General features: G+C 64.9%; 21 protein-coding genes and 1 tRNA gene. 17 read left to right on the top strand and 5 right to left on the bottom strand.

Annotation, left to right across the window (positions count from 1 at the left end):
* Positions 1–67 precede the first annotated feature (67 nt).
* The 4 genes from ACN0T5_RS07420 (at position 68) to ACN0T5_RS07435 (ending at position 3,931) form a co-directional block, all read left to right on the top strand.
* On the top strand, positions 68–1,246 hold the full coding sequence (locus ACN0T5_RS07420; RefSeq protein WP_417767988.1) for a divergent polysaccharide deacetylase family protein: 1,179 nt from the start codon (positions 68–70) through the stop codon (positions 1,244–1,246).
* A gap of 167 nt (positions 1,247–1,413) precedes the next feature.
* Positions 1,414–1,914, top strand: coding sequence for an RNA pyrophosphohydrolase (locus ACN0T5_RS07425; RefSeq protein WP_417767989.1), 501 nt, complete (start codon positions 1,414–1,416; stop codon positions 1,912–1,914).
* A gap of 41 nt (positions 1,915–1,955) precedes the next feature.
* Positions 1,956–2,720, top strand: a complete 765-nt coding sequence (locus tag ACN0T5_RS07430) for an SDR family NAD(P)-dependent oxidoreductase (RefSeq protein WP_417767990.1) — start codon at positions 1,956–1,958, stop codon at positions 2,718–2,720.
* A gap of 11 nt (positions 2,721–2,731) precedes the next feature.
* Positions 2,732–3,931, top strand: coding sequence for an acyl-CoA dehydrogenase family protein (locus ACN0T5_RS07435; RefSeq protein ID WP_417767991.1), 1,200 nt, complete (start codon positions 2,732–2,734; stop codon positions 3,929–3,931).
* Here ACN0T5_RS07435 and queG read toward each other — a convergent pair.
* Together queG and ACN0T5_RS07445 are read right to left on the bottom strand one after the other, a co-directional pair.
* Positions 3,919–5,091: a tRNA epoxyqueuosine(34) reductase QueG gene (queG, locus tag ACN0T5_RS07440; protein ID WP_417768032.1), complete on the bottom strand. Its 1,173-nt coding sequence runs from the start codon at positions 5,089–5,091 to the stop codon at positions 3,919–3,921. The genes ACN0T5_RS07435 and queG overlap by 13 nt on opposite strands.
* A complete protein-coding gene (locus ACN0T5_RS07445) occupies positions 5,088–5,780 on the bottom strand; it encodes a glutathione S-transferase family protein (RefSeq protein ID WP_417767992.1) in 693 nt (230 codons plus the stop codon). Before ACN0T5_RS07445 ends, queG begins: the two co-directional genes overlap by 4 nt.
* A gap of 187 nt (positions 5,781–5,967) precedes the next feature.
* Between ACN0T5_RS07445 and ACN0T5_RS07450 the strand changes: the two genes are divergently transcribed.
* Complete coding sequence (locus ACN0T5_RS07450) at positions 5,968–6,774, top strand: undecaprenyl-diphosphate phosphatase (RefSeq protein ID WP_417767993.1); 807 nt, start codon at positions 5,968–5,970, stop codon at positions 6,772–6,774.
* On the opposite strand, the gene ACN0T5_RS07455 is transcribed toward ACN0T5_RS07450, so the two are convergent.
* Positions 6,757–7,770, bottom strand: coding sequence for a helix-turn-helix transcriptional regulator (locus ACN0T5_RS07455; protein ID WP_417767994.1), 1,014 nt, complete (start codon positions 7,768–7,770; stop codon positions 6,757–6,759). The genes ACN0T5_RS07450 and ACN0T5_RS07455 overlap by 18 nt on opposite strands.
* A 155-nt stretch (positions 7,771–7,925) precedes the next feature.
* On the opposite strand from ACN0T5_RS07455, the gene ACN0T5_RS07460 reads away from it, so the two are divergent.
* Entirely contained in the window at positions 7,926–8,228 is a 303-nt protein-coding gene (locus ACN0T5_RS07460) for a DUF1127 domain-containing protein (protein WP_417767995.1), read from the top strand.
* 66 nt (positions 8,229–8,294) lie between these two features.
* Here the strand turns inward: ACN0T5_RS07460 and ACN0T5_RS07465 are convergent, their stop codons facing one another.
* The gene (locus ACN0T5_RS07465) at positions 8,295–9,293 is read right to left on the bottom strand and encodes a complex I NDUFA9 subunit family protein (RefSeq protein WP_417767996.1); all 999 of its coding nucleotides are present in this window, start codon (positions 9,291–9,293) and stop codon (positions 8,295–8,297) included.
* Between the two features lie 260 nt (positions 9,294–9,553).
* Between ACN0T5_RS07465 and ACN0T5_RS07470 the strand changes: the two genes are divergently transcribed.
* The 11 genes from ACN0T5_RS07470 to ptsN all read left to right on the top strand — a co-directional run bounded on the left by ACN0T5_RS07470 (position 9,554) and on the right by ptsN (position 20,864).
* Positions 9,554–9,640: transfer RNA gene (locus tag ACN0T5_RS07470), tRNA-Leu, on the top strand.
* A gap of 246 nt (positions 9,641–9,886) precedes the next feature.
* On the top strand, positions 9,887–11,602 hold the full coding sequence (locus ACN0T5_RS07475) for a site-specific DNA-methyltransferase (protein ID WP_417767997.1): 1,716 nt from the start codon (positions 9,887–9,889) through the stop codon (positions 11,600–11,602).
* Between the two features lie 4 nt (positions 11,603–11,606).
* A complete protein-coding gene (locus ACN0T5_RS07480) occupies positions 11,607–14,201 on the top strand; it encodes a DEAD/DEAH box helicase (RefSeq protein ID WP_417767998.1) in 2,595 nt (864 codons plus the stop codon).
* Positions 14,168–14,410 carry a restriction endonuclease gene (locus ACN0T5_RS07485; RefSeq protein ID WP_417767999.1) on the top strand — a complete coding sequence of 81 codons (243 nt, stop codon included), beginning with the start codon at positions 14,168–14,170 and terminating at the stop codon, positions 14,408–14,410. The genes ACN0T5_RS07480 and ACN0T5_RS07485 overlap by 34 nt, the downstream gene beginning before the upstream one ends.
* Before the next feature lie 175 nt (positions 14,411–14,585).
* Positions 14,586–15,221: a ribonuclease D gene (locus ACN0T5_RS07490; protein WP_417768000.1), complete on the top strand. Its 636-nt coding sequence runs from the start codon at positions 14,586–14,588 to the stop codon at positions 15,219–15,221.
* A gap of 55 nt (positions 15,222–15,276) precedes the next feature.
* A complete protein-coding gene (lptC, locus tag ACN0T5_RS07495; protein WP_417768001.1) occupies positions 15,277–16,050 on the top strand; it encodes an LPS export ABC transporter periplasmic protein LptC in 774 nt (257 codons plus the stop codon).
* Positions 16,047–16,601 carry a lipopolysaccharide transport periplasmic protein LptA gene (lptA, locus tag ACN0T5_RS07500; protein WP_417768002.1) on the top strand — a complete coding sequence of 185 codons (555 nt, stop codon included), beginning with the start codon at positions 16,047–16,049 and terminating at the stop codon, positions 16,599–16,601. The genes lptC and lptA overlap by 4 nt, the downstream gene beginning before the upstream one ends.
* Positions 16,602–16,768: 167 nt before the next feature.
* The gene (gene lptB / locus ACN0T5_RS07505) at positions 16,769–17,515 is read left to right on the top strand and encodes an LPS export ABC transporter ATP-binding protein (RefSeq protein ID WP_417768003.1); all 747 of its coding nucleotides are present in this window, start codon (positions 16,769–16,771) and stop codon (positions 17,513–17,515) included.
* A gap of 220 nt (positions 17,516–17,735) precedes the next feature.
* Positions 17,736–19,286, top strand: a complete 1,551-nt coding sequence (gene rpoN / locus ACN0T5_RS07510; protein WP_417768004.1) for an RNA polymerase factor sigma-54 — start codon at positions 17,736–17,738, stop codon at positions 19,284–19,286.
* A gap of 449 nt (positions 19,287–19,735) precedes the next feature.
* On the top strand, positions 19,736–20,311 hold the full coding sequence (gene hpf / locus ACN0T5_RS07515) for a ribosome hibernation-promoting factor, HPF/YfiA family (protein ID WP_417768005.1): 576 nt from the start codon (positions 19,736–19,738) through the stop codon (positions 20,309–20,311).
* 88 nt (positions 20,312–20,399) lie between these two features.
* Positions 20,400–20,864 (top strand): PTS IIA-like nitrogen regulatory protein PtsN, encoded by a 465-nt coding sequence (gene ptsN, locus ACN0T5_RS07520; protein WP_417768006.1) that lies wholly within the window; start codon positions 20,400–20,402, stop codon positions 20,862–20,864.
* A gap of 120 nt (positions 20,865–20,984) precedes the next feature.
* On the opposite strand, the gene ACN0T5_RS07525 is transcribed toward ptsN, so the two are convergent.
* On the bottom strand, positions 20,985–21,242 hold the full coding sequence (locus tag ACN0T5_RS07525) for a DUF1150 family protein (RefSeq protein ID WP_417768007.1): 258 nt from the start codon (positions 21,240–21,242) through the stop codon (positions 20,985–20,987).
* Positions 21,243–21,293 lie beyond the last annotated feature (51 nt).

A 21,293-nucleotide genomic window follows, 5' to 3' on the forward strand; every position in this document is an offset into this window, starting at 1 on the left:
CTGACCGGATGCGGCTGCCCTGGGGAGGGACCGCCGCATCCGCCCGTCACAACCAAGATGAGGCATCATGGCGGGGAATGACCTGTCGACCCCGCTGGGGCTCGGCAAGAAAAGATATCTCAACCTCCCTCTCGGCCTGATCGGCGCCGGTGTCATCACCGTGCTCCTGACCACGGCGATGGTCTGGATCGGCGTCGTCAACGACCCTCTTGGCGGCGAACCGACCGCGTCCGTGCCGCTCGAACGCTCGCTTGATGGTCTCTCGGCCCGCGATTTCGGTGTCGTCGAGATCCGGCCCTCGTTGCCCGACCAGGGACAGGAAGCCGGCCAGGGGCCAGGCCAGCGTGCCGAAACGCTTGGCCCGCGCTTCGAACCCAAGCCCGCAGGCGAGCAGAATTCGGGTCCTCACCCGAGCGAGGCCGCAAGGGCGTCGACCGCCTCCCTGTCGGTACGGCCGGACGCGCGCGTCATCGAGGCGGGGCCGCACGGAGCGTTGCCCGCCGTCTCGGAAAGCGGCCTGCGGCCGCTCGACGTCTATGCGAGACCGGCGAGCCAGTCATTCTCCTCCGTTCCCAAGATCGCGATCATCGTCGGCGGACTGGGCCTTTCCCAGACGGGAACGCAGGCCGCGATCGACCGGCTGCCGCCCGACATCACGCTTGCCTTCGCCCCCTATGGCGCCAGCATCGACCGCTGGATGCAGCAGGCACGACGTGACGGGCACGAGTTGCTGCTGCAACTGCCCATGGAACCGTTCGATTATCCCGACAACGATCCGGGCCCCCATACATTGCTCGTCAGCAACTCGGCCGGCGAACTGCGCGACCGGCTCGCCTGGCTGCTCAGCCGGATGAGCAACTATGTCGGGGTGATGAACTATATGGGCGCGCGCTTCACCGCGACGGAAACATCGCTGGAACTGCTGTTCGGCGAGATCACCAGACGCGGGCTGATGTATGTGGATGACGGCTCCTCCTCGCGCAGCAACGCAACCGCCACCGCGAGCGGCATGCGTACCCCCTTCTCCCATGCCGACCTCGTCATAGACGATGTGCCGCGACCGAAGGAAATCACCGCCCGGTTGCTGCAGCTGGAGGGCACCGCACGGGCGCAAGGGATCGCCGTAGGCGTTGCCAGTGCGCTGCCCGTCACCATCGACGAACTCGCGAAATGGTCGCGCGACCTGGAAGAACGCGGCCTGCAGCTGGTGCCGATCTCCGCATCGATCGACCGATCCGGCCGCTAGCCGAAACGGCCCCGACAGGGCCGCTCCGGCGACCTCCCCATGTCCGTTCCCCGCAGCCGGAAGGCATCCCGGCACAATCCGCACTTGAGTTCGCGGCCCGTTTCGGCCGACATTCCCCCGGCCCGTCGACGACGCGCCGTGCGAAACATCATGTCCGGAGATCCGTCTTGCTCAGCCCCACCGCCCTGCCCCGGTATCGCCCCTGCGTCGGCATCGTGCTTCTCAACCGCGACGGGCTCGTGTGGACCGGCAAACGCGCAGCCGATGGCGGCGCCGACCCGGACCATTGCTGGCAGATGCCGCAAGGCGGCATCGATGCCGGCGAGAACCCGCTGCCGGCCGCAAGGCGGGAACTCTACGAAGAGACCTCGATCCGCAGCGTCACGCTGCTCGCCGAGGCGCCGCAATGGTTCTCTTATGACTATCCGCCGGAGCTGGTCTCCACCAAGCACACGGCGCGCTACAAGGGACAGACGCAGAAATGGTATGCTTTTCGTTTCGAGGGTGACGAGACCGAAATCGATATCCTGACACCGCCGGACGGCCACAGGGCCGAGTTCTGCGACTGGCGCTGGAGGCCGGCGGCGGAGCTTCCGGATCTCGTCATCCCGTTCAAGCGCAGCGTCTACGAGCAGGTGTTGCGCGCGTTTTCCACGCTCACCCGGTAACCGCCGGGCGAGGCTTTCCAGAAACCAAGAAAGGGAGGCCCATGACCTTCAACGCCGATCTTGCCGGCCGGAAGATTCTCATCACCGGGGCATCGAGCGGCCTGGGTGCCCACTTCGCCCGGGTCGCGGCCCGAAACGGGGCGGCCGTCGCCGTCGCCGCCCGCCGCACGGACCGCCTTGAGGAACTCGTCGCAGAACTGAGCGAACTGGGAGCGCCCGAGGCGGTTGCCATAGCCCTCGATGTCGGCGACGGCGCGTCGATCCATGCCTGCGTCGCCGACGTGGTAGCCAAACTCGGCGGCCTCGACATCCTCGTCAACAATGCCGGCATAGCCCGCAGCGGCCTGGCCATCGACCAGACGGCCGAGGATTTCGACGCGGTCATGTCGGTGAACCTGCGCGGCGTCTGGTTGATGGCGATCTCGACCGCCCGCCACTGGCGCGACACCGGCACGCCCGGCAACATCATCAATATCGCCTCGATCCTGGGCGAGCGGGTCAGCCTCGGCACTGCCTGCTATTGCGTGTCCAAGGCCGGCGTCGTGCAGATGACCAAGGCGCTGGCACTCGAGTTCGCCCGCAACAACATCCGCGTCAACGCGATCGAACCCGGCTACTTCGAAACGGAGATCAACGAAGGGTATTTCGACACGGATGCGGGCAAGGCGACGATCCGCCAGATCCCGATGCGTCGCATCGGCCGGTTCGAGGATCTCGACGGTCCGTTCCTGCTCCTGGCCAGCGACGCCTCGCGCTTCATGACCGGGGCAGCCATCCCGGTCGACGGCGGCCATCTGCTTGCATGAGGAGTAACCCCATGGATTTCGCCATCGACCCGTATCACGCGGAATTGCGCGACCGCGTCCGCACCTTCGTTGCGGAGCATATTCGCCCCCTGGAAGACGACCGGGCGAACTACAACGAATTCGAGAACCTGCGCATGGAGTTGCGCGACCAGGTCCGCGAGAAGGCAAAGGCGGCCGGTCTGTGGGCCCCCCAGATGCCGACGGCGCGCGGCGGACTCGGCCTTTCCATGGTCGGACAGAGCATCTTCTACACCGAGGCCAACCGTTCGATCTTCGGCCCCGCCTGCTTCAACTGCGCGGCGCCGGACGACGGCAACATGCGTGTCATCGAGGCAGTCGGCACGCCGGCGCAGAAGGACTGGTGGCTGCAACCCGTGGTCGACGGCAAGGTCAATTCGTCCTTTGCGATGACCGAACCCCACCCCGGTGGGGGCTCCGATCCCGGCATGATCCAGACTCGCGCCGAGCGTCATGGCGACACCTGGAGGATCCACGGTCGGAAGTGGTTCATTTCCGGCGCGGCGGTCGCGAAGCATTTCATCCTGATGGCCCGCACCGATCCGAACCAGGACGAGAAGCGACGCCATCTGACCGGTTTCCTCTTCCATGCCGACCAGCCCGGCTGGCGGATCGTCCGCCGCATCGGCAACATGGGACCGGACGAGCATGGCGGGGTGTGCGAGCTGGAATTCGACGGGCTGGAGATCGCCGACGAGAACCGTCTGATGGAGATCGGCGACGGACTTCGCCTTACCCAGATCCGCCTTGGCCCGGCGCGCCTTACCCATTGCATGCGCTGGCTCGGCCTTGCCCAGCGCTGCATGGAGATTGCCCAGGACTATGTCGACGGGCGCGAAGGGTTCGGCTCGCGGCTTGGCGAGCGCGAATCGGTGCAACTTGCCCTCGGCGAGCTTGCCCACAACATCCAGATCGGCCGGCTGCTCGTCTTCAACGCCGCCTGGCAGCTCGACCGGGGCGACAAGGCGCGCGCCGAGGTTTCCTCGGCCAAGATCCATGTCGCCGATACGCTGCATCAGGCAGCCGATACCGCGATCCAGCTCAACGGCGCACGCGGCTACTCGACCGACACGATCCTCGAATGGATCTACCGCTACGCCCGGGCCGCCCGCCTCGTCGACGGCGCCTCCGAAGTGCACAAGATGGTGCTGGCACGGCTCTACAAGCAGGCCGGAAACGACTACTGGCGCTGACCCTTCCGGAGGCGGTGACGCCCCGCCTCCCACTCCGCCAGGACATCACTGTCCGGTTCTGCAGGCACGTGCCCGTCCGCCAGCGCGGCGAAGCGCTGCGGCCCCAGCAAGCGCGACAGCGCCCACACGGCGGTGCCGCGCACCAACGGGCTTGCATCGGCGAGACGTGGCTCGATGCCCGGCACAAGCTCCGGGTCGCGCGAGTTGCCGGCCGCGATGAGCACGTTGCGGAGGAAGCGGTCGCGCCCGATTCGCTTGACCGGAGATCCCGAAAACAGGGCCCGGAACCCGGCATCGTCCAGTTGCAGGAGATCGGCCAGCGGCGGGGCGACGAGATCGGCGCGCGCCGCCAGCTTTGCCTCGCGCGCCGTTTGCGCGAACTTGTTCCAGGGGCAGGCGGCAAGACAGTCATCGCAGCCATAGATGCGGTTGCCCATGGCCGCGCGGAATTCCTCCGGCACCGGCCCGGCATGCTCGATGGTCAGGTAGGAGATGCAGCGCCTGGCATCGAGACGATAGGGCGCGGGAAAGGCATCCGTCGGGCAGGCGTCGAGGCAGGCCCGGCAGGAGCCGCAATGATCACGCTCGGGCGTGTCCACGGGCAGGTCGATGTCGGTGAATATCTCGCCGAGGAAAAACCATGACCCCAGGTCGCGGGACACGAGATTCGTGTGCTTGCCCTGCCAACCGAGGCCGGCGGCTTCCGCCAGCGGTTTTTCCATCACCGGTGCCGTGTCGACGAAGACCTTGACCTCTCCCTCGACGCCCATGCGCCGTGCCTGGGCCAGCAGATGCTGCGCCAGTTCCTTCAGCCGTCCCTTGATGACATCATGATAATCGCGGTTGCGGGCGTAGACGGAAATGTTCGCCCGATCGGCCTGCGACAGGGCGGCAAGGGGATCCTCCTGCGGTGTGTAGGACAGCGCCAGCGTAACGATGCGGCGCACACCCGGCCACAACACGGAAGGGCTTCCACGGCGCTCCTCCGTCTCCGGCATCCACTGCATCGTGCCGTGATGGCCGTCGGCCAGGAACTGACGGAGCCGGGCAGGCGCCTGCGGGACAGCGTCCGCATCGGCGATGCGAGCGGCGTCAAAGCCGAGCGCCTCGGCCTTTTCCAGCAGGCCCGTCTTGAGGCGCCGGGCCTGGTCGATGTTCAGAAGTCGAGATCCGCGTAGGCCGGCGCCGGCGGCATGCCCAGCATCTTTTCCGCCAGCAGCGGACGGAAGCTCGGACGCGACTTGATGCGCGCGTACCAGACCTTCACGTTTTCCTCCTCCGCCCATGGCACCTCACCCAGGTAATCCGCGCAGGAAAGCTCCGCGGCGACGGCAAAATCCGCGAAGGTCAGCCGCTCTCCGGCAAGCCAGTTGCGCGAGGCGGCAAGATAGCCGAAATAGCGCAAGTGGTGGCCGATATTGGACCGCGCCGCGCGCAAGACGGCAGAATCCGGAGAACCGCCGCCCTCGGACCCCCGCATTTCCTGCTTGTAGACCCGCTCGCGCACGAAGGGTCCCACGACATCGGCATCCAGCTTGTTGACGGCCCAGTCGACAAGACGGCGCGTCTCCGCACGCGCGTCGGGATGGTCGGGCATCAGCCGCCGGTCGCCGACGGCATAGCCGCGCGTCTCGTCGAGATATTCCATGATGGCAAATGCGCCGCACACGGGAGGCCCGTCATTTTCCTGCAGCACCGGCACGGAACCTGCCGGATTGAGCATCAGGAAACCCCGCCGCCGCTCCCACGGACGTTCGGTGACGAGCTCCACCTTGGCGCCGTATTCGGACAGCACAAGCTGGACGAACCGCGACACGGGCGAGAAAGGGTGTCGATACAATGTCAGCATAACAGGATCGTAACCGGTTACGGTTAATCAAACGGTGCAAAACAGGGCCGCACCGGCAGGCGACCCGTATACGCCCCGCGCTGCCATCCTACAACGCGGCAATCATCCAGCATGACGCGGACCCCGGTTTTCCCCGGATGCCGCACAGGCGCGACACAAGCGCGAGAGAATACCGGAGATCCTTCCCATGCAAGCGGACACCTTGGTCGGAGCGCTCATTCTCGGTCTTGTCGAGGGACTGACGGAGTTCATCCCCGTTTCGTCCACCGGACACATATTGCTGCTTGGACATTTCATCGGATTCGAGAGCACCGGCAAGACTTTCGAGGTGCTGATCCAGCTCGGCGCGATCCTGGCCATTCTCACGGTCTATTTCCAGCGTCTTCTCTCCATCGCCCTTGCCCTGCCGCATCAGGCGGCCGCGCGGCGTTTCGTCGCCGGCATCCTGCTCGCCTTCCTGCCCGCCGCCGTCATTGGCGTCATGGCGCACGGTTTCATCAAGTCGGTGCTGTTCGAGTCGCCCGCGCTGATCTGCACGACACTCATCCTGGGCGGCATAATCCTGCTTGTTGTCGACAAGATGACCCTGCGCGTGCGTTACACCAATGCAATGGACTATCCGCTGTGGCTGTGCCTTGCGATCGGCTTCTTCCAGACGCTCGCCATGGTGCCCGGCGTTTCACGCTCCGGCGCAACCATCGCGGGCGCCTTGCTGCTGGGCACCGACAAGCGCTCGGCGGCGGAGTTCTCGTTTTTCCTGGCCATGCCGACCATGGCCGGCGCCTTCGCCTACGACCTCTACAAAAACCGCGACATCCTCTCGCTCGACGACGCGACCATCATCGGCATCGGGTTCATCGCCGCCTTCGTCACCGCCGTGTTCGTTGTCCGCGGGTTGCTGGACTTCGTCAGCCGGCACGGTTTCGCGCCCTTTGCCTGGTGGCGCATCGCGGTCGGGCTTGCGGGTTTCGCCGGCCTATATCTCGTCGGTTGACGGGTAGAGCGACCGCATCGACGCGAGTTCGCCGGCGAGGCGCGCACGCAGGTCCTGCGGCGCGACAAGTTCCGCACCTGGGCCGAGCCAGCGGACCAGTGGCAGGATCACGGCCGGGTCGACATTGGGAATGCGGACCTCCACACGCTCGCCCTCCGGCGCACGGAAGAGCGCGTGGCGGTAATACCAGTCGCGCCGCAGCAGGGCCGCCTGCGCCGCCGTGACGCGCAGCACGCTGACCTCCCCCTCCTGCTCCCAGCGCCGCATGGCGCGCGAAAGCCACGCCCGGCCAATCTGGCTCTGCACGGAAAGGGCCGCGCGCGGGCGGAACGCCATCCCGCTCACCTCGATCTCCCGCACCCGGTCGGCGCGCAGCAGCCTGTCGGATCCCAGATCGACGTCATGGCCGAAGAGATACCAGCGGTCGCGGTCGAACAGGATGCCGTGCGGCTCGATGTCGTAGTCGACGATGCGGGCGCGATAGGGGTTTTCGTGGGTGATACGCACCCGCCGGGAGGCCAGCACCCCATGCATGAACCCGTCGACCGCCCGCTGCATGTCGCCCGGGCCGGCGATCTCCGGCTCGGTATGGAAGATGTCGGCGGGCGGACGCTCGATGCCGACGATACGCTCGCCTTGCGAGAAAAGCTCCCGCGCGGCACGCGGCAGCGAGGCAAGCAGCTTCGCCTCGGCGCTGTCGAGTTCGGCCACCAGCGGCGTCGCCCTCAGTCCGCGCACCAGGGCCTGGGCGACGAGCAGCGCCGCCGTCTCGCCGCGCGTCAGCGCCACGGGCGGCTGGATATAGTCGCGTGCCAGCCGGTAGCCGCCCTCCGCCCCGCGCTCGGCCTCGACGGGGATGCCCAGTGCCATCAGCCTGTCGACATCGCGATAGATGGTGCGCACCGACACGTCGAAGCGCCGGGCAAGGTCAACGGCACTGCGCTGTCCGCCGGTCAGGAGAAGCAGGATGCCAAGCGCCCGCTCGATCGCGTTCATCGTCTTCCCTCTCCGTCACAAAAACCGCCCCGCCGTCATAACGGCAAATCAAACCTGACGCGCTGGTGTCAGGTTTGAACCGCCATCCTGCGTTTCATCGCCGGTTTCCACAACGCCGAGACGTTGAGGCCCGGCTGCAGCGACAGGAGAAAGCAATGACCGATATCCGGGTGAACCAGAAAGGCGCGATCAGGACGGATTCGACAGGGACCATGCTTCCCTGCCCCGTCGTCCGCCGACCGTCTGCCACCGTGTGGCTGTGGCGACAGGTGAAGCGGCTCATCGCGGCCTGGCGCCTGTGGCGGGCGGCAGAGCAGACCCGCCGGGCGCTCGAGGGCCTTGACGAGGCCACGTTGCGCGACATCGGCCTGTCGCGCGGTTATTTCGGTTATGAGCCGATGGACGGCATGAACCGCAGGGCAAGGCGAGCTGGCTCGGTTCTGCGCCTGTGGCGCTGAGGCGCCCGCGGGCCTGGCGGCCGAAGTCGCGCGTGCCAGACCCGCGGACGCGGCCGGCCTTCCGGCTCAGCTTTCGGGTGCGGCGCGGTTGGCGTCGTACTGGCCGTGCTCGCGGAAACGCTCCAGATAGGTCGGCAGGATCGCGGCCATGGTGCGGGGCTCGATGCCCAGCCCTTCGAGCGTGCGACCTTCGGCACGCGCAGCCTCGGAGACCACATTGTCGCTCTTCAGGAGCTCGACCTGATCGACGGTGAGCAGCGGGTTCGGCAAGAGCTGCAGGACCCGCGCCTTGATGCGTGCAAGGCCAAAGGGGATCGGCGCCAGGATGCGTTTGCGGCGAATGATCTTCAGCATCAGCTCCAGGCACTCCCGGAAGGAGCGCACCTGCGGCCCGCCAAGCTCGTACACGGCGCCGGCCGTCAGTTCGCCATCGACCGCGCGGGCGACGACTTCCGCGACATCGCCGACGAAGACCGGCTGGAACTTCGTCTCGCCGCCGCCGACGAGCGGCAGCACCGGCGACATGCGCGCCATCCCGGCGAAGCGGTTGAAGAAACCGTCCTCGGGGCCGAAGACGATGGAGGGGCGCACGATTACAGCGCCCGGCACGGTTTCCAGCACACCGGCCTCGCCGGCCGCCTTGGAGCGGCCATAGGCGGAGGACGATGCCGGGTCGGCACCGATGGCCGAGACATGCACGACGCGGTCGATGCCGGCGGCCCGGGCGGCCTCGGCGACCGCGCGCGGCCCGAAGGACTGAACCGCGTCGAAGGTCTGGGCGCCGGCCTCGTAAAGCACGCCGACCAGATTGACGACGGCATCCGCCCCCTCCACCGCGCGATCGACCGACCAGCGATGGCGCAGGTTCGCCTGCACCGGCATGATCTGGCCGACGGCGCCGAGCGGCTGCACGTGCTCGGCGAGATCGGGACGGCGCACGGCAACGCGCACCCGGTAGCCGCGCCGCGCCAGCGCCCGCACCACATGTCGGCCGAGAAAGCCGGATCCGCCGAAGACGGTGACGAGCTTGCCGTTCAAGGCCTTCGAACCAGATGCCGCGGACATGGCTGTCGCTCCCTGCCGGTGGCCCGGCGCCCTGCCCTTGCGGGGGCGCCGCGTCGCCACGTTGATATTGCCCGCGTGCCGCGGGGGGTGATCCGATCGACGGCCAGACACGCCGCCCGTAGGGCGGGGCACGGCCAGTCTCCTCGCGTCTCTTAGCCCCTGCACCGGCGTCTGTGAAGGGCAGTTGTGCATGATCGGCATTTGGTCGCAAAAGCCCCGTTGACAAGGTCGCGAGCGTTCCTTACAAGCGCCCCTCACGTGCCCAGGTGGCGGAATTGGTAGACGCACTAGCTTCAGGTGCTAGCGCTCGAAAGGGCGTGGAGGTTCGAGTCCTCTCCTGGGCACCAACATTTTCGGCAGGCCGCCCAATTCGGTCATGCCGCGCGAAAAAGGTCCGGTTTTCCGGACCTTTTTTCGTTTGCGACGGACGGCTACTGGATGGATTACCTCCCCGACCTGTCTCGTTCGATCTCATCGCAGAATCCCTCAGGCAGAAGCAATAGAAGGCGCGCAACCGAAGGCTTGGTTGCGTTTGGCTCGGGTATCGGATTCACTGCACTTCAACCACAATAGTTTGATCGAATGGGGCACATGTGACCGAGCTGAGTTTCAAGGGCAAAGAGTTTGTCTATAACCACCATCTGGCGGTACCCTTCCGCCCGCTCGTGCCCGATGAAAAAAAGGGCATCGGCCCCGTCGCGCTCGACGGCAATCTCGTCATCCACGGTGACAACCTGCACGCCCTGAAAGCGCTTTTGCCGCTCTACGCGGGCAAGGTGGACTGCATTTTTGTCGATCCGCCGTACAACACCGGCAACGAGGGTTGGTGCTACAACGATAACGTCAACGCCCCGATGATCCGGGAGTGGTTGGAAGCGAATCCCATCGGCATCGAAGATGGCCTACGCCATGACAAATGGTGCGCCATGATGTGGCCGCGTCTGCGGCTCCTGTTCGATTTGCTTTCCGATAATGGGGTCATTTTCATCTGCATAGATGACAACGAGCTGTATAATCTGCGGCTCATGCTGGACGAGCTTTCCAGAAACCCATCAAACTGGATCGGCACTATCGTCTGGAAGAACGTGACCGATAACAATCCGACTCGGATTGCCGTTGAACACGAATATATCGTTTGTTTCTCGAAGAATAAGGACTTCGTCGAAAAGGTATGGAAGTCGCAATTCTCTGATGTAAAGGACCTGCTCGTCCGTATCGGCTCCGAGTTCGCCACCGAACATCCGGACCCGGAAGAAATGCAGGCGACATATACCGCATGGTTTCGTGAGCATAAAAGCGAGCTTTGGCCGCTTGACCGGTACAAATACATCGATGCCGATGGCATCTACACGGGAAGTCAAAGTGTGCACAACCCCGGCAGAGAGGGGTATCGCTATGACGTGATGCACCCAAAAACGGGAAAACCGTGCAAGCAACCGCTTATGGGGTATCGATTCCCCGAAGAGACAATGCGCGACTTACTCGCTCAAGATAAAATCCTGTTTGGTGACGACCACGAGAAGATCATCGAGCTGAAGGTTTACGCGAAAGACTTTCTGGACAAACTTCCGAGTGTGATTGAGCTGGATGGGCGCACGGCGGCATACGAGCTTCGGCAGCTATTCCCCGACCGAAAAAAAGCATTCGACAATCCAAAGCCGACTCAATTGGTGGATAAGATTCTTTCGTATGCGACCAGAAAAGATTCCCTTGTCTTAGACAGCTTTGCGGGATCGGGAACGACAGCGCATTCAGTTATGAACCTCAATGCGAAAGATGGCGGTCAACGCCGCTTCATTCTGGTTGAGGGAGAAGACTACGCGGATGAACTGACGCGAGAGCGCGTCGTGCGAGTGCAAAGCGGGGTTCCAGGAGCGGAACAGGAACCGTTCCGCTCCGGCCTTGGTGGCACCTTCACCTATTGCACCCTCGGCGATCCCGTCGAGCTGGACAAGGTGCTGAGTGGTGAAACCCTGCCGCCCTATGCCGGTCTCGGCGCGGCGCTGTTCCATATGGCGACCAATCACGCGCTCGATCCCGCCGCTGTGCGCGAGGATGATTTCTATCTCGGTGCCATGGAAGACCAGCATGTCTGGCTGATCTACAAGCCCGATCTCGACTGGCTGAAATCGCCGGAAGCGGCCCTGACACTAGCGCGCGCCAAGGCATTCGCTGCGTCCGATCCGGACAAGCGACACCTTGTCTTCGCCCCGGCGCGCTTCGTGAGCCAGAAGATGCTGGCGGAACAGAACATCCCCGTGGAGTTCGTGCCGCTGCCCTTCGCGCTCTACCGGATAGATCGGAGCTGACACTGTGTTTCGCCAGCTCGATTATCAAGACCGCGTACTCTCGACGCTCGACGCCTATTTGGACCTCCTGAAGGAGAAGAAAGCACGTGCAGACAAGGTGGCAGCGCTCGCCGAACAAGACCCCGACCTTGGCCTTGCCATTCCGGATTTTGCGAAAGAGGCTTGGGAAGCGATGAAGGCGGCGGGCAAGCTGCCTGCTTCCCGCGCCGCCATTCCGTTCTCGCCGCGCATGGACGGCTGCGAACGGCCCGTGCCCAATGCCGTGCTGAAAGTGCCGACCGGTGGCGGCAAGACATGGCTTGCCGTTTCCGCCGTGTCGCGCGTGATGGGCCGCTATCTCGACCGCAACACGGGCTTCGTCCTGTGGATTGTACCGAACGAGGCGATTTATACGCAGACGCTCAAGCACCTGAAGGATCGCCAGCACCCCTACCGCCAGGCGCTCGACCGCGCGGCGGCGGGGCGCGTGAAGATCATGGAGAAAACCGACCGGCTCGATGCGCGGGACGTGGAAACAAATCTCTGCGTCATGCTGCTGATGCTGCAATCCGCGAACCGCGAGACGCAGGATTCCCTGAAAATGTTTCAGGACCGGGGCGACGTGCACGGCTTCTTCCCGCCCGAAGGCGAACAACAGGCGCATCAGGCCGCCATCGACCGCACCCCGAACCTCTCCGCCTATACGGGCATGTTCCCGATGGTGAAGGATTCCCTCGGGAACGCCCTTCGGATCATCCGGCCCGTGGTCGTGATGGATGAAGGCCACCGCGCCATTTCCGATCTCGCCTTCGGCACGCTCTACGGATTCAACCCGTGTTTCGTGCTGGAGCTGACGGCCACGCCGCAGGATGTGCAGCCGCGCGGCGGCCGCAGTCCGCGTGAAGGCCGCTATGCCAATGTGCTGGTGGAAGTGACGGGGCGCGAGCTGGACCGCGAGGGCATGATAAAGATGCCGCTCAACCTCGATCCCCGGCAGGGCAATGACTGGAAGGCGACGCTGAACGCGGCGCTTGCCAAGCTCAACGCGCTCGATACCGAAGCCCGGCAACTGCGGGCCGATACGGGCCGCTATATTCGCCCCATCATGCTGATCCAGGTCGAGCGCACGGGCGCGGATCAGCGCGAAAGCAGCCATATCCACGCCGAAGACGTGAAGGACTGGCTCCTGACGGCGGGTTTCGATCAGGCGGAAATCGCGATCAAAACCGCGCAGCAAAACGATCTCAACAATCCCGAAAATCAGAACCTTCTGTCGCCCACCAACCGAGTCCGGGCGATCATCACGAAGCAGGCCCTGCAAGAGGGCTGGGATTGCCCCTTCGCCTATGTGCTGTGCAGCCTTGCGGCCAGCGCCAATCTCAAGGCCATGACCCAGCTTGTCGGCCGTATTCTCCGCCAGCCGGGCGCGCTCAAGACGGACGTTGAAGCGCTCGACGAGTGCCATGTCATCACGCATCACGCCGATACCGCGACGGTCGTCGGTGCCATTAAAAACGGCCTCGAACAGGACGGTCTCGGCGATCTGGTCCTGCGCGTGACGCAGGACGACAAGAGCGGGACCGGCAAGACGGCCCGCACGATCAATCGCCGCCCGGCTTTCGCCTCCACGGAAATCTACCTGCCCAAGGTGATGGTGGTGGAAAGCGGCAACGCGCGCGAGCTTGACTACGAGACGGATGTGCTCTCCGCGCTCGACTGGCGGGGCTTCGATCCGCAGGACATCGCGGATCGGGTACCCGAAAACGCCCAAGCAGCGGAAAGCCAGCTCCAACGGATCAGACTTGCCGAGGACGGCGACGAATTGTTCGTCGGCGAGACTATCGCCGCCAACGCGGAAATTCTCGCCTTCGATCCGGCGCATGCTGTCCGGATGATTTCCGACATCGTGCCGAATCCCTTCGTCGGCCGGGAGATTGTCGGCGCGACGGTTGCGGCCCTGCGAACGCGCGGCTTCGATGACGCGAAGCTCGGCCTGCTCGCCAGTCTGATCGTGGAAGAGCTGCGCAAAGGCCTCGAAGCGGCGCGGAACGCGCGCGCCGAAGCCCAGTTCAAGACCGAGGTCGCAGCGGGACGCATCCAGTTCCGCTTGCGGCTCGATGGCCGCAACTGGCGGATGCCGTTCAGCATCGAAACAACGGAACCGAAGAACGCGCGCCAGCTCCTGAACCGCGCGGGCGGCCCGCTCGAAAAGAGCCTGTTCGCGCCGGTCTACGAGAACGAGCTGAACAGCGACGAGCGGGATGTGGCGGTCTATCTCGACGGTGAGAAGACTCTGGCCTGGTGGCACCGCAATGTCGCGCGAACGCAATACGGCATTCAGGGGTGGAAGAAGGCCAAAATCTATCCGGATTTCATCTTCGCCGTGCAGCGCGATGGCGAAGCGAAGCGGATCACGGTGCTGGAAACCAAGGGCGACCAGCTCGACAACCTCGACACGGCCTACAAGCGCGAGGCGCTGTCGTTCCTCTCTGAGCATTTCGAATGGGATGAGGCAACGCCGGTCGGCGAGCTGGAACTGGTCAGTAACGGCGAGACCGTAGAAGGCACCTTGATCCTGATGAGCGAATGGAAGGCGAAACTTCCAGAACATCTGCGTTAACCGAGCGTCACGCCGACAAGGGCCTGTTCATCACCACCGGCGCCTTCACCAGCCAGGCCTCGGAGGAAGCCACCCGGGACGGGGCCATCGCCATCGACCTCATCGACGGCGAGCGGCTGTGCGAGTTGCTCAAGCAATACGACCTCGGCGTCGCCACCCGCATGATCGAGGAGGTGACGATCGACGGCGCCTGGTTCGACGGGCTTTGAACGGCGGCTGGGCCGTGTGCGTGAACGCGCCTGCCAACCCGTTCCGCCGGCGCATTCACGCGCGGTTGCATTCACGCGCGGTTCATGGCGGGGCGGCCACACAGGCGCGGCCAATATGGACGCAAGGCCCAAAGGCCGATATCAAGAGCCTCACGTTTCGAGACAAGGACCCTCCATGACCATCCGCCTGCATCGTGGCGACCTGCCTGACCTTTCCTCCTCCGAACTTGCCGCCTACGCGTCGGCGGACGCGATCGCCATCGACACCGAGACGCTCGGCCTGAAGCCGCATCGCGACCGGCTCTGCGTCGTGCAGCTGTCGCCGGGCGACGGCACCGCCGATGTGGTGCAGATCGCCGCCGGCCAGACGAGCGCACCGAACCTGGCCAAGCTCCTTGGCGATGCGTCGAAGACCAAGCTGTTTCATTTCGCCCGCTTCGATGTCGCCGTCCTCTCCAACGGCCTTGGCATCGACTGCGCGCCCGTGTGGTGCACCAAGATCGCCTCGCGGCTGGTGCGCACCTATACCGACCGGCACGGGCTGAAGGATCTTGCCCGGGAGATGATCGGCGTCGAGATCTCCAAGCAGCAGCAAAGCTCGGACTGGGCGGCGGAGACCCTGAGCGATGCGCAGCTGGCCTATGCCGCATCGGACGTGCTCTATCTGCACGCGATTCGCGAACAGCTGGCCGCGCGGCTGGCGCGCGAGAACCGCACCGAGATTGCGCAGGCCTGTTTCGACTTCCTGCCGACACGCGCCCGGCTCGATCTCGCCGGCTGGGACGACACGGACATTTTCGCCCACAGCTGACGTGGCGTGCCAGCAGTTCGCCGCGTCGCGACAAGCGCGCGACGGCAACCTATATATGTTGCAGCATCGACGGATCGGCAGCGCGGCGCGCGAGCCCGGTTTCGCCGCGACCGGAACGAACGGACAAGGGTTGGACCAGGAGGCCCATCAGCTGCGCCCCGCGTTTGACGGGCATGACGGTGTGCCGCGCCCCAGCGAGGACGCGCGGCGCGCGGCGACGCGCGCCAGCGCCCGGGAGGCGGCCCGGCGCCACAGCAGGCGGGTGCGCCGGCTGCGGCTGGCAGTGCCCGGCGTCGGCCTTGTGCTGATGCTCGGCATCTTCGCCATGATCGGCATCAGCAGCTACCTGAGCAGCCTCGGCCTTGGCAACATCACGCTGACCACCGACGGGCTGGTGATGGACAGTCCCGAGCTGTCCGGCCATGACGGCGAGCGGTCGTACCGGGTGTCGGCGCGGCGCGCGATCCAGCGCATCAGCGATCCGCGCATCATCGACCTGGAAGCGATCACCGCCGAGCTGCGGCTGTCCGCCGACCAGCACGTGCGGATCGTGGCGACGCGCGGCACCTACAACAGCGCCGAGGAAACACTGTCGCTGACCGACGGCATCGACGTCACCACCAACGAGGGCCAGACGGCCCGTTTCGGATCGCTTGACGTCGCGCTGAAGACCGGCCGGCTCGCCAGCCAGGAGGAAACGCATTTCACCTCCTCCTTCGGGTCGCTGAAAGCGGGACGGATGCGTTTCGACCAGGACGCCGCTACACTGACCTTCACCGACGGCATCTCCATGACGGTGGTGCCGCCGAACGCGGAGAAAGCTCCATGACCCAGTTCCGGCGCCGCCTGATCGGCTCCCTTGCCATTGTCGCGCTTGCGCTGGCGCCCGGCCTTGCCGGCGCCCAGACCTTTTCCGACGCGTTTGCCGGCTTCGGCTCGAACGAACGCGAGCCGATCCAGATCGAGGCGAAGGAGCTAAAGGTCCAGGACAAGGACCAGAGCGCGGTGTTCAGCGGCGACGTCGTCGTCACACAGGGCGATGCGGTGCTGAAGACCCAGCGGCTCATCGTGCGCTATGACGGATCCGCCGCCGGCGGCGTCAACCAGCGCATCTCCAGGCTGGAGGCGAGCGGCCGGGTCTATATCTCGTCCAAGGACCAGACCGCAACGGGCGAGCGGGCAACCTTCGACATGAACCGCCAGCTGATGGTGATGACCGGGAGCGAGGTGGTGCTGTCGCAGGGGCCCAACGTTGTCGTCGGCAACAAGCTGACGGTGAACCTGAAGACCGGACAGGCCGACCTGGAGGCGCCGAAGAGCGGCCGGGTGAAGGTTCTCATCCAGCCGAACAGCCTGAAGAACGGCGCGCCGCAGAACTGAGACCTGCATGCCCGCGCCGATCGGCGCGGGCATGCAATTGAATGCCATACCCGTTTCATGCCATGAGGCGTCGACACGATACGGCGCGCTCCGCGCACAAATCCGGACACGACGTGAAGATCCTCTCCTTCCTTACTTCGGGCAAGCAAGGCCCAGCGGCGGACGCCATGCCCCACGACCCGTCGGCGGAAGACGGGCTGCTGATCGTCGACGGCATCGGCAAGAGCTACAAGCGCCGGCAGGTGGTGCGTCATGTCAGCCTGATGGTGCAGCGCGGCGAGGCAGTCGGTCTGCTCGGCCCCAACGGCGCCGGCAAGACCACCTGCTTCTACATGATCACCGGCCTGATCCAGCCCGATCACGGCACGATCCGCCTCGACGGTTTCGACATCACCCGCCTGCCGATGTATCGCCGGGCGCGGCTTGGCATCGGCTACCTGCCGCAGGAGGCCTCGATCTTTCGCGGCCTCTCGGTGGAGGACAATATTCGCGCCGTTCTGGAGGTGGTCGAGCCCGACAGGAAGCAGCGCGCGCATGACCTTGAGTCCCTGCTGGAGGAGTTCGGCGTCACGCATCTGCGCAAGTCGCCGGCCATTGCCCTTTCGGGCGGCGAGCGGCGGCGCGTCGAGATCGCCCGGGCGCTGGCCAGTCGGCCGACCTTCATGCTGCTCGACGAGCCTTTCGCCGGCATCGACCCGATCGCCGTCGGTGATATCCAGCAGCTTGTCCGGCATCTCACGCAGCGCGGGATCGGCGTGCTGATCACCGATCACAACGTGCGCGAGACGCTCGGCCTGATCGACCGCGCCTATATCATCGCGGCCGGCGAGGTGCTGACGGAAGGCTCGCCCTTCGAGATCGTCGCGAACCCGGATGTGCGCCGGCTCTATCTCGGCGAGCAGTTTACGCTTTGATGCGAAACTTTCCTTAGGGTACAAAGCAAGAAGCGGACCAACCGGAACGGGGCCAGGGGTTCCGGTCGCTCGCGTACGGACGCGCCGAGGGCGCGCCGTTGCCGGCAGCGGTCCGGGAGACGGTGGACAGGGGGCATGTCCGCCGCCGCGCCTGTCCGGGCTGACGCCGGGCGGGACGGATGTCTCCTTGCGTGACGTGCCCTGAAATCCGGGAGCCTGCATGGCGCTGTCGCCAAAGCTTGAGATTCGCCAGGGCCAGACCCTGATCATGACGCCGCAGCTGATGCAGGCGATCAAGCTGCTGCAGATGTCGTCGCTCGACCTGACGAGCTATGTCGAAGCGGAAATGGAGCGCAACCCGCTTCTGGAGCGGGTCGAGACCGACACAGGTCCGGCGGAGGGCGGCGAGGCCGCCGATGCGGACACGGGCAACTCCCCGCGGGACGGAGAAGGCGACGGCGAATGGTTGAGCGCGGAACTTTCCGACAGCTCCCGTGACATCGCCTCGCAGCTCGACACCGATCTCGGCAATATCTATCCGGACGATCCCGGCACCGGACGCGAACAGCCGGCGGGCGGTGCCGAAACGCAGCAGCCCGACCAATGGCAGACAGGACTCGGCGGCCGGACAGGCGGCGGCGACGTCAGCGAGGACTACAATCTTGAGGCCTTCGTCGCGTCCGACGTATCGCTGCAGCAGCATCTGCGCGACCAGATGGTGCTCGCCATCGCCGATCCCGTGGACCGGATGATCGCCCAGGTGATGATCGACAATCTCGACGATGCCGGCTATCTGCGCCTGGATCTCGACGAAACGGGGGAGCGCATGGGCGTCGAGCGGGCACGCCTCGACAGGATCCTGTCGCTCCTGCAAACGCTCGAACCGACGGGGGTGTTCGCCACCTCTCTGGCCGAATGCCTGAAGCTGCAATTGCAGGAAAAGAACCGTTACGATCCGGCGATGGCCGCGCTGATCGAGAATATCGACCTTCTGGCACGCCATGACTATGCGGCCCTGCGAGCGGCCTGCGGCGTCGATGACGAAGACCTCAAGGAGATGGTCGCCGAATTGCGGGCCCTCGATCCGAAGCCAGGAAGCTTTTTCGGCGAGACCCTGATCCAGCCGGTCGTGCCCGACGTCGTCGTGCGGGCGGCGCGCGACGGCGGCTGGTCGGTGGAGCTGAACAGCGACACGCTTCCCAAGGTGCTGGTCAACCAGACCTATTACGCGCTGATCAGCAAGAAGGCGCGCGACGAGACGGAAAAGACCTTCCTCACGGATTGCCTGCAGACCGCCAACTGGCTGTCGAAAAGCCTCGACCAGCGCGCCCGAACGATCCTGAAGGTGGCCAGCGAGATCGTGCGCCAACAGGATGCCTTCCTGGCCGAGGGCGTCCAGCACCTGCGGCCGCTGAACCTGCGCACCATCGCGGAAGCGATCTCGATGCATGAGTCCACCGTGAGCCGGGTGACGTCCAACAAATATATCGCGACGCCTCGTGGCATCTTCGAACTGAAATATTTCTTCTCCGCCTCGATCCCTTCGGCCGGTGGCGGCAATGCCCATTCGGCCGAAGCGGTTCGCCACCGCATCAAGGCGCTGATCGAGGCCGAAAGCCCCTCCGACGTGCTCTCGGACGACACTCTCGTCAAAGTGTTGAAGGCGGAGGGGATCGACATCGCCCGCCGAACGGTTGCAAAATACCGGGAGTCCTTGCGCCTGCCCTCCTCCGTCCAGAGACGGCGGGAGAAGCAGGCTCGCCGGGATTGACGCGAGCTCGCAGAGGTGGACTGGCCTTCGGAACGCGGAACGAAAGGCACGGCATATGGGGGCGATGAAATCTTCGCATCTTCAGACACTTGTGCAGGCCGTTGCGGGCCCGGCGGACATCCGGCGCCCGGCCCCGGTCCGCAGTGCATTTGACTTCGTCGGGCCGGGCGCTTATAGAGCCGCGCTCGGACGTGCCGGGAACGGCACGCGTGGTCTCAGGACGCCCGCACGGCAGGATGCCGCCGGCAGGGCGCATGAACCGGCCCGTGGACGGCGGACAATCCGCCGCTGCAACAAAGGTGTAACCCAGGACCGGGACGCAATTAGGCGGGTTGCGGATATCAATCCGCCTCCCGGTCTGCAAGAGTGGGTTGGCTGACGATGACATGTGCGGGAATCGCGTCATATTCATCGTCGGGTCGGATTGACCAGAACAAGAAGAGGTTCCCATGACACTGCGGATATCGGGAAAGAACGTCGATGTCGGTGACGCACTGCGCACGCATATCGAGGATCGCGTCGCCGAAGGTATCTCGAAATATTTCGATGGAGGCTATACCGGCCACGTGACCATCGGACGCGAGGGTTCCGGCTTCCGTTCCGAATGCCTGCTGCATCTCGACACCGGTATCGATCTGCAGGTTTCCGCCGATAGTCAGGATCCGCGCCAGAGTTTCGATGCCGCCGCCGAGCGGATCGAGAAGCGCCTGCGCCGCTACAAGCGCAAGCTGAAGGACCACCACGGGAACGCGTCCAACGGACGCGACGTGTTCGACGCCACATCCTACGTGCTCGCATCTGTCGAGGACGAGGAAGAAGTTCCTGCCGATTTCACACCGCTTATCGTGGCGGAGACATCCGCCAAGGTGAAGACCATGACGGTCGGCATGGCGGTCATGCAACTCGATCTCGCGGAAGCGCCCGTCGTGGTGTTCCGCAATGCCGGAAGCGGGGCGGTGAATGTCGTCTATCGCCGTCCGGACGGAAATTACGGGTGGATCGACCCGGAAAACGCAACCAGGTAGTCAGGCAACATCCGGCACCGCCGTACCCCCGGCCGGGGGTACGGCGGTTTGCCGATCGCCTCTCATTGCCCCAACGACGAGTCGCCTTATGGATCTCAACGATCTCCTCACGTCGAAAGCGATCGTTCCGAGCCTGAAAGCGAACAGCAAGAAGCAAGCGCTTCAGGAACTGGCCGCCAAGGCCGCCGCGGTCACCGGTCTGCCGGAACGCGACGTGTTCGATACGCTGCTGCAGCGTGAACGCCTCGGATCGACAGGTGTCGGTAACGGAATCGCAATTCCGCATGGCAAGCTTGTCCGTCTCGACAAGCTGGTCGGCCTTTTTGCACGGCTGGAGCGGCCAATCGATTTCGATGCACTCGACGACCAGCCGGTCGATCTCGTCTTCGTCCTGCTGGCGCCCGAAGGGGCCGGAGCAGATCATCTCAAGGCGCTGGCGCGCATCGCCCGCCGGATGCGCGATCCTGGCACCGTCGCCAAGCTCCGGGCGACCAGCGATGCCGACGCGCTTTACACCATCCTGACGCAGCCGGCCGCGTCCAACGCGGCCTGAGGCTTCAGGCACGATCCGCGGCCGTCTCGCCGGCCGCACCCTGATGAAACAGAAGCGCCCCGGTTCATCCACATGAACCGGGGCGTCTTTGTGTCGTCAAGGCCGGAGAGTTCGCTAACGTCAGTGCAGACCGACCGTGTGCAGTTCATGCTCCGCCGCATTGGCGAGTGCCGCCTCGCGGCTGTCGGTCAGCATGATCGGTGTCCCGTCCGCATTGAGCAGAACCCACAGGTTCAGGCCCGGCTCCATATGCGGGGCTTGCGGAAAAAGCGTCGAGACATCGTCCGAGGTCATGCGCTTCACATAAGCGATCTGCCCCGCGCCGAGAGCCTTCAGCTCGCCCGGCTGCATTTCGAGGTGTTCTTCGTCACGCGTCATGGCACTACTCCTTTCCGGCGACCGGACTTGCCGCGTCGCCCCTTCCCGGAT

The sequence above is a fragment of the Stappia sp. genome (assembly GCF_048261845.1).
Lineage (GTDB): Bacteria > Pseudomonadota > Alphaproteobacteria > Rhizobiales > Stappiaceae > Stappia.